This is a genomic window from Mesorhizobium sp. M7A.F.Ca.CA.002.04.1.1 (assembly GCF_004022805.1).
Classification (GTDB): Bacteria; Pseudomonadota; Alphaproteobacteria; order Rhizobiales; family Rhizobiaceae; genus Mesorhizobium; species Mesorhizobium ciceri.
On sequence record NZ_RZPL01000112.1, the window covers coordinates 4320 to 10659 of the forward strand.

A 6340-nucleotide genomic window follows, 5' to 3' on the forward strand; every position below is an offset into this window, starting at 1 on the left:
TCCTGTTGTCGACCGCCGAGTCCTTCGGCGCCACCAGCACGATCTGATTGCCGAGCAGCTTCACTTCGGTGTCCGGCTTGGTCAGCTTCTTGTCGGAGAGATATTTCATCCAGTCGAGATCGGCCGAGATGAAGACGTCGGCAGGCGCCCCGCCCTCGATCTGCTTGGCCAGCGCCGAGCTCGCGGCATAGGAGACAGTCGCCGCCTCGCCGACATCGACCTCGCAGGCCTTGTTCACCGCGTCGAGCGCGTCCTTGAGGCTGGCTGCGGCAAACACCACCACCTTGTCTTCCGCATGCGCTGCCGGCACGACTGCCATCAGCGCCGCAGCCAAACCGCCAATGGCGATCGCCCTAGATCCGAAACCTGTGCGCGTCATGGAAAACTCTCCCTGGTTTGAAATCCGGCCGGCTCGAAGCCTGCTGACCGATATATCCGTATGAATATAACAAGGGAAGGCCCGGCGCCTCATGAAAGCGTCTGTACGACACCAATTGTTTTGGTAAGACCGGGAAAAGAAACCTTGGAAAGGAAACTCCGGTGAAGATCAGCGCCCGCAACGTCCTCAAGGGAACGATCGCCGAGATCGTCAAGGGAGCCACCACCTCGCATGTCAGGATCGACATTGGCGGCGGCGCCATCGTCACCGCCTCGATCACCAACGAGGCCGTCGCCGATCTCAAGCTCGAAAAGGGCAAGCAGGCCTATGCCGTGGTCAAAGCCTCGGACGTGATGGTCGGCATCGACTGAAATTTGCGGCCTTAGACCGCGATCGGCGCCTTGATCGACGCGTCGGCGACGTAGTTTTCCAGCCGGAAATCCTCGAAACGGAAGGCGAAGAGGTCCTTCACCTCCGGATTGATCCACATCGTCGGCAGCGTCCTCGGCGTGCGCCGCAGCTGTTCGCGTGCTTGCTCGAAATGGTTCGAGTAGAGGTGCGCATCGCCAAGTGTGTGGACGAAATCGCCGGGTTTCAGCCCTGTCACCTGCGCCACCATCAAGGTCAGCAGGGCATAGGACGCGATGTTGAACGGCACGCCAAGGAAGATATCGGCGGAACGCTGGTAGAGTTGGCAGGAAAGCCGCCCTTCCGAAACATAGAACTGGAACAGGCAGTGGCAGGGCGGCAGCGCCATCGCTTCCACCTCGGCTGGGTTCCATGCCGAAACAATCAGCCGCCGCGATTGAGGATTTCTGCGTATCTCCTTGAGAAGATTCGCGATCTGGTCGATCGAGCCGCCATGGCCGTCCGGCCAGGAACGCCACTGCTTGCCGTAGACCGGGCCGAGATCGCCATTCTCGTCGGCCCATTCGTCCCAGATCGAGACGCCATGGTCGGTGAGATATTTGATGTTGGTGTCGCCGGCCAGGAACCACAGAAGCTCATGGATGATCGACTTGAGATGCAGCTTCTTGGTTGTGGTGACGGGAAAGCCGCGCGCCAGGTCGAAACGCATCTGGTAGCCGAAGACGGAGCGCGTTCCGGTGCCGGTGCGGTCGCCGCGGTCGGCGCCGTTGTCCAGCACGTGCTGCAGGAGGTCGAGATACTGGCGCATCGGTTCCGGCTCGATTCGGTTGTCCAGCCATCATAACTGACAGACGGGCGATCGAACACCACAAAGCAGCGCGCAAGCTATGCCCGAAGCCAGTCAGTCCCCAACAACATCACCGGCTGGCGCATGGACCGCGCCAGCCCGGCGAATTGAAGCGCGGCCGTCAGAGGGAGCCGAGTTTACCCAGGTCCTTGGCAACCAGGTAGTAGAAGGTAACCCGGTTCTTGGTGTTGTCGGCGGCCATCGCCTTGCAGACCTTCTCGATCGAAGCGTCGGCCTTGCTGTCGTCCGATATGCCGAGCTTCTTGGCAACCCAGCCAGCCTTGACGCGCTCCAGTTCCTTCGGATCGGTGCAAGACACCAGCGAGGAATCGCGGTTCCGAAGCGCAATGCCAAGATGCTTCACGATTTTGTCGACCACGTCGGCACTCGCCGAGGCATCGTATTTCTTCACGTCTGCAAGATAGTCGGCCATCAAAATTCCCCTCGTCGGCGCCACGGATCCGATCGATGAGGGCTGTGGCGCGCTGCTGCAACTTGTGCGCTATGTCGGTAACTCCTCACCGGGGCAAAGCTTCGGTTGAGACCGCGCTCAAGTCAACCCTTCGGACTTGCGGTTTTGACACGGGGACAAAGTGCCATTGCGGCCTTTCATTTCCTGCGATCGCCCCCTATATTCGGTTTGTCGGCTTGACCGACTATGGCGATAAATGGGCGATGAAATAAGCCGTTCGGACCCGGGGGCGGTACCCGGCGCCTCCACCAAAAGCCGCTGTTGACGACAGAGCGGTTTTTGCTGGGGGCGAAATAGGATCGACGAAGGTGTAAAGATCGTACTTTTGCCCGGCATGGTACCACCGTCATCGGGCTAAACCTGTAGTTGCAAATGACAACTATGCGGAAGCACGTCTCGCCGCGTAAGCGGTGCGATAGCTTCAAATCAAGCCCTAGAGGTTCGCACTTCTAGGCGGGGTTCGGAGGTACCTGGCAACAGAAACCTCCACTTCTCCCCTCCTCGGATATCCAGCATGCGCGACGGCAGTTCCGCCGCGAACGCGCCCTGCCGCGTGCTCCCTCTCCATGGACAAAACATGCAAAACGATTCCGATCGCTTTTTTGTGCTGACCGGCGGTCCCGGCTCCGGCAAGACCACCTTGATCGAAGCCCTGCGCCGGGCAGGCTTTGCCGCCTCGGTCGAAGCCGGGCGTGGTATTATCCGCGACCAGTCCGCCATTGGCGGACCCGCTTTGCCCTGGCACGATCGCGCCCTGTTTGCCGAGTTGATGCTGTCATGGGAGATGCGCTCGTATCAAATTGCGCTAGAACAGACCGGGCGTCCTGTTTTTTTCGATCGAGGCGTTCCGGACACGCTCGGCTATCTCAGCCTGAGCGGCCTGCCGATACCCGAACACGCCCACGCTGCCGCAGAGCGCTTCCGCTATCATCGGCGCGTCTTCGTCGCCCCGCTTTGGCCGGAGATCTTCGCGCAGGACAAAGAGCGCAGGCATACGCTCGACGAGGCCGAGCGTACCCACCATGCGCTGGTCGGCGTCTATACGGAACTGGGCTATGAGATGGTTCCGTTGCCGCTGGCCCCCGTCGAGGCGCGGCTGCGCTTCGTGCTGGCGCAAACCGGGGTGTAGCCTTGAAGTCGGACGCAATCGAGCGGGATGCACTATTCAATTCGAATGCATCCCGCTCTGGGGTCTATACCAGTCCCTGGCCGATCTCATCGGTTGCACTGGCGAAGGTCTCGCCGGGCAAGAGCATCTCATTATGGGCTCTGCCCGTCCGGATCATCGGAAGGCAATTGGCGAGTTCGGCAACACGGCAGTCGAAGAGCACCGGCCGGTTTACATCGATCATTTCCTGAATCGCATCATCGAGGTCGGCCGGCTTCTCACAACGTATGCCGACCGCACCGAACGCTTCAGCCAGTTTGACGAAATCGGGCAAAGTTTCGGAATAGGAATGCGCCAGGCGGTTTCCGTGAAGCATTTGCTGCCACTGGCGAACCATGCCCATGTAAGAGTTGTTCAAGATGAATATCTTGATAGGCGCATTGTACTGAACCGCCGCCGACATCTCTTTCATCGTCATCTGGACAGATGCGTCGCCGGCAATATCGATGACAAGGCTTTCCGGGTGCGCGATCTGCACGCCCAATGCCGCCGGCAAGCCATAGCCCATCGTACCAAGGCCGCCCGACGTCATCCAGCGACGCGGCTTTTCGAAACCGTAGAACTGGGCCGCCCACATCTGATGCTGGCCAACTTCGGTCGTAATGTAGGTGTCGCGATCCTTCGTCAGCGCGTAGAGACGCTCGACCGCGTATTGCGGCATGATCACCTCGTTGCTCATTTCGTAAGAGAAGGAGTTGCGCCCGCGCCAGCGCGCGATCTGTTTCCACCATTCGTCGAGGCGTCTTCTGTCAGGGTTTTGCGGCAGCGCACGCCATGAGCGAACCAGGCTGTCCACCACCTTGCCGGCATCGCCCTGAATGCCGACGTCGGCACGGACGGTCTTGTTGATCGAGGACGGATCGATATCGACATGGATCTTCCTTGAGCTCGGTGAAAAAGCCTCCACGCGCGAAGTCACGCGATCGTCAAAGCGGGCGCCGATGCAGAGCATAACGTCGCACTCATGCATGGCCATGTTCGCTTCGTACGATCCGTGCAGGCCGACCATTTTCAGCCAGTTCTTGCCGGATGCCGGATATGCGCCAAGCCCCATGAGGGTCGAGGTGATCGGGAAATCAGTCAGTTCGACAAGCTCCCGCAGCAGTCTCGATGCCTCCATGCCGGAATTGACGATGCCACCGCCGGTATAAATGACTGGACGACGGGCATTGGCCATCAACTCTATCGCCTTGCCGATCTCGTTGATGTCGCTCTCCACCGTCGGCCGACAGCTCTTCAGTGCAGCAGCATCCGAGGGCGGCGTGTACACGCCGGTGGCAAACAGGACGTCCTTTGGCATGTCGACGAGGACAGGTCCCGGTCGTCCGGACTTGGCGATGTGAAAAGCCCTGTGGATCGTTGACGCCAGTTCGTTGACGTCCTTGACCAACGAATTGTGCTTGGTGCAGGGCCGCGTAATGCCGACCGTGTCGCATTCCTGAAAGGCATCGGAGCCGATCAGCGTTGTCGGCACCTGTCCTGTCAGGCAGACGATCGGCACCGAATCCATAAGCGCATCCTGCAGTGGCGTTACCGCATTTGTCGTGCCTGGACCGGATGTGACGAGCATGACGCCGACCTTGCCCGTAGACCGTGCATAGCCTTCGGCGGCATGGCCCGCACCTTGCTCATGGCGCACGAGGATATGCTTGATGTCATCCTGTTGGAATATCTCGTCGTAGATCGGCAGCAAGGCGGCGCCAGGATAGCCGAAGACATGCTCTACGCCATTGTCTCTGAGTGCATGGAGAACGATCTCCGCGCCTGTCATGCGCTTGCTCGCGGTTTGAATAGGGTTCTCGCCCGTCATGGTTCTGATCCGTGGTGTATTGCGTGATGAGGATGATTGACGGGGCATCGCCCGGATTTCGGGCATAAAAAAAGGCCCCGTCAGGAGCCTGTTTACCGCGCATGGGTGGCTATCGCCGGATGGTTACACCATCCTGCCCATGCGCTTTCCTACCACCACGAGAGCCGTTGCGATCATCATGACCATCGCTGCTACAGCCGAAACCGGGCGTCGTCAACGCCTTTCGGACGGAACTGTCCGCGCCCAATGGCAAAGAGGCCGGCATGAGCCGGCCCCTTCGTTCTCATCGAAAGTCTACTACTCGGCCGGCGCCTCGACGGCCTCGCGAGAGCGGCCGAGCGTGACCTTGGCCAGCGTGAAGGAAATCACCGCGCAGAGCGTGATGCCGGCCACCATCGGCAGCGGCGTACCGTCGAAGAACACGCCGGCAACACCCATGGCCAGTGCGCCGATGGCGAAATGCAGCGTGCCCATCAGCGCTGACGCCGTGCCGGCAATCTGGCCATGCTCTTCCATGGCCAGCACCGACGTGGTCGGAATGACCAGACCAAGGAAGCCGTAGCCGACGAACAGCAGCGCCGCCATCACGTCGAGCCGGTCGATGCCCGTCGCCATCACCGCGAACAGCACCACCATCGTCGTGGCATAGCCGGTCACCGCAACGCGCACCACGCGCCTCAGGCCGAAGCGCTCGGCCAGCAGCCCCGTCATCTGCGACATGCCGATGAAGGCGACCGCGTTGATCGAGAAGAACACGCTGTAGACCGAAGGCGACAGGCCGTAATGGTCGATCAGGATGAACGACGAGCTCGACAGATAGACGAAGAAGCTGGCAATGCCGAAGCCGGCAATCGCCGTGAGGCCGAGGAAGTTACGGTCGCCCATCAGGAAGCGGTAGGCCGACAGCGCGGTGCCGAAGGAGGACCCGGCGCGATCTTCCACCGGCCGCGTCTCCTTGAGCGAGGTCGCCAGAAGGATGGTGGCCAGCAGAGCCGCGCCCGTCACCGTCCAGAACACGGCACGCCAGCCGAAATTCTCGATGATCACGCTGCCGGTCAGCGGCGCCAGGATCGGCGACACCGAAAATACCAGCATCAGCAAGGACATCAGCTTGGCAGCCTCATTGCCGGTATGCAGGTCGCGCACGATGGCGCGCGGAACGGCCATGCCGGCGCTGGCGCCAAGCCCCTGCAGGAAGCGGAAAGCGATCAGCCATTCGATGGTCGGCGCCATTGCCGAACCGATGCCGCCGACCATGAACAGCGCAAGGCCGCCGTAGAGCGGCAGCTTGCGGC

The 6340-nt window shown here is 60.6% G+C and carries 7 protein-coding genes and 1 other RNA gene; 3 read left to right on the forward strand and 5 right to left on the reverse strand.

The genetic code is table 11. From position 1 onward, the window contains the following. On the reverse strand, positions 1-379 hold a 379-nt coding region (modA, locus tag ENZ75_RS35020; RefSeq protein WP_245481140.1), incomplete at its 3' end, for a molybdate ABC transporter substrate-binding protein. A gap of 161 nt (positions 380-540) precedes the next feature. Here modA and ENZ75_RS08560 point away from each other — a divergent pair. Then, the gene (locus ENZ75_RS08560) at positions 541-750 is read left to right on the forward strand and encodes a molybdopterin-binding protein (RefSeq protein ID WP_024501417.1); all 210 of its coding nucleotides are present in this window, start codon (positions 541-543) and stop codon (positions 748-750) included. An 11-nt stretch (positions 751-761) separates the two neighbouring features. On the opposite strand, the gene ENZ75_RS08565 is transcribed toward ENZ75_RS08560, so the two are convergent. Together ENZ75_RS08565 and ENZ75_RS08570 are read right to left on the reverse strand one after the other, a co-directional pair. Continuing rightward, positions 762-1556 carry a thymidylate synthase gene (locus tag ENZ75_RS08565; protein WP_024501420.1) on the reverse strand — a complete coding sequence of 265 codons (795 nt, stop codon included), beginning with the start codon at positions 1554-1556 and terminating at the stop codon, positions 762-764. A gap of 160 nt (positions 1557-1716) precedes the next feature. Continuing rightward, on the reverse strand, positions 1717-2028 hold the full coding sequence (locus ENZ75_RS08570; RefSeq protein ID WP_013531020.1) for a DUF2853 family protein: 312 nt from the start codon (positions 2026-2028) through the stop codon (positions 1717-1719). A 170-nt stretch (positions 2029-2198) separates the two neighbouring features. On the opposite strand from ENZ75_RS08570, the gene ssrA reads away from it, so the two are divergent. Together ssrA and ENZ75_RS08580 are read left to right on the forward strand one after the other, a co-directional pair. After that, positions 2199-2558: a transfer-messenger RNA gene (gene ssrA, locus ENZ75_RS08575) on the forward strand. Between the two features lie 86 nt (positions 2559-2644). Continuing rightward, positions 2645-3196 carry an AAA family ATPase gene (locus ENZ75_RS08580; RefSeq protein ID WP_199489657.1) on the forward strand — a complete coding sequence of 184 codons (552 nt, stop codon included), beginning with the start codon at positions 2645-2647 and terminating at the stop codon, positions 3194-3196. Between the two features lie 64 nt (positions 3197-3260). Here the strand turns inward: ENZ75_RS08580 and ENZ75_RS08585 are convergent, their stop codons facing one another. Together ENZ75_RS08585 and ENZ75_RS08590 are read right to left on the reverse strand one after the other, a co-directional pair. Then, complete coding sequence (locus ENZ75_RS08585) at positions 3261-5045, reverse strand: acetolactate synthase 3 large subunit (protein ID WP_063168283.1); 1785 nt, start codon at positions 5043-5045, stop codon at positions 3261-3263. Between the two features lie 297 nt (positions 5046-5342). Continuing rightward, a partial coding sequence (locus ENZ75_RS08590; RefSeq protein ID WP_128278024.1) for a multidrug effflux MFS transporter occupies positions 5343-6340 on the reverse strand: 998 nt, incomplete at its 5' end.

Excerpts from the sequence above, each read along its gene's own strand:
- ENZ75_RS08565 (WP_024501420.1), bottom strand. The coding sequence starts at position 1,556 with ATGCGCCAGTATCTCGACCTCCTGCAGCACGTGCTGGACAACGGCGCC.
- ENZ75_RS08585 (WP_063168283.1), bottom strand. The coding sequence starts at position 5,045 with ATGACGGGCGAGAACCCTATTCAAACCGCGAGCAAGCGCATGACAGGC.
- ENZ75_RS08580 (WP_199489657.1), top strand. The coding sequence starts at position 2,645 with ATGCAAAACGATTCCGATCGCTTTTTTGTGCTGACCGGCGGTCCCGGC.
- ENZ75_RS08570 (WP_013531020.1), bottom strand. The coding sequence starts at position 2,028 with ATGGCCGACTATCTTGCAGACGTGAAGAAATACGATGCCTCGGCGAGT.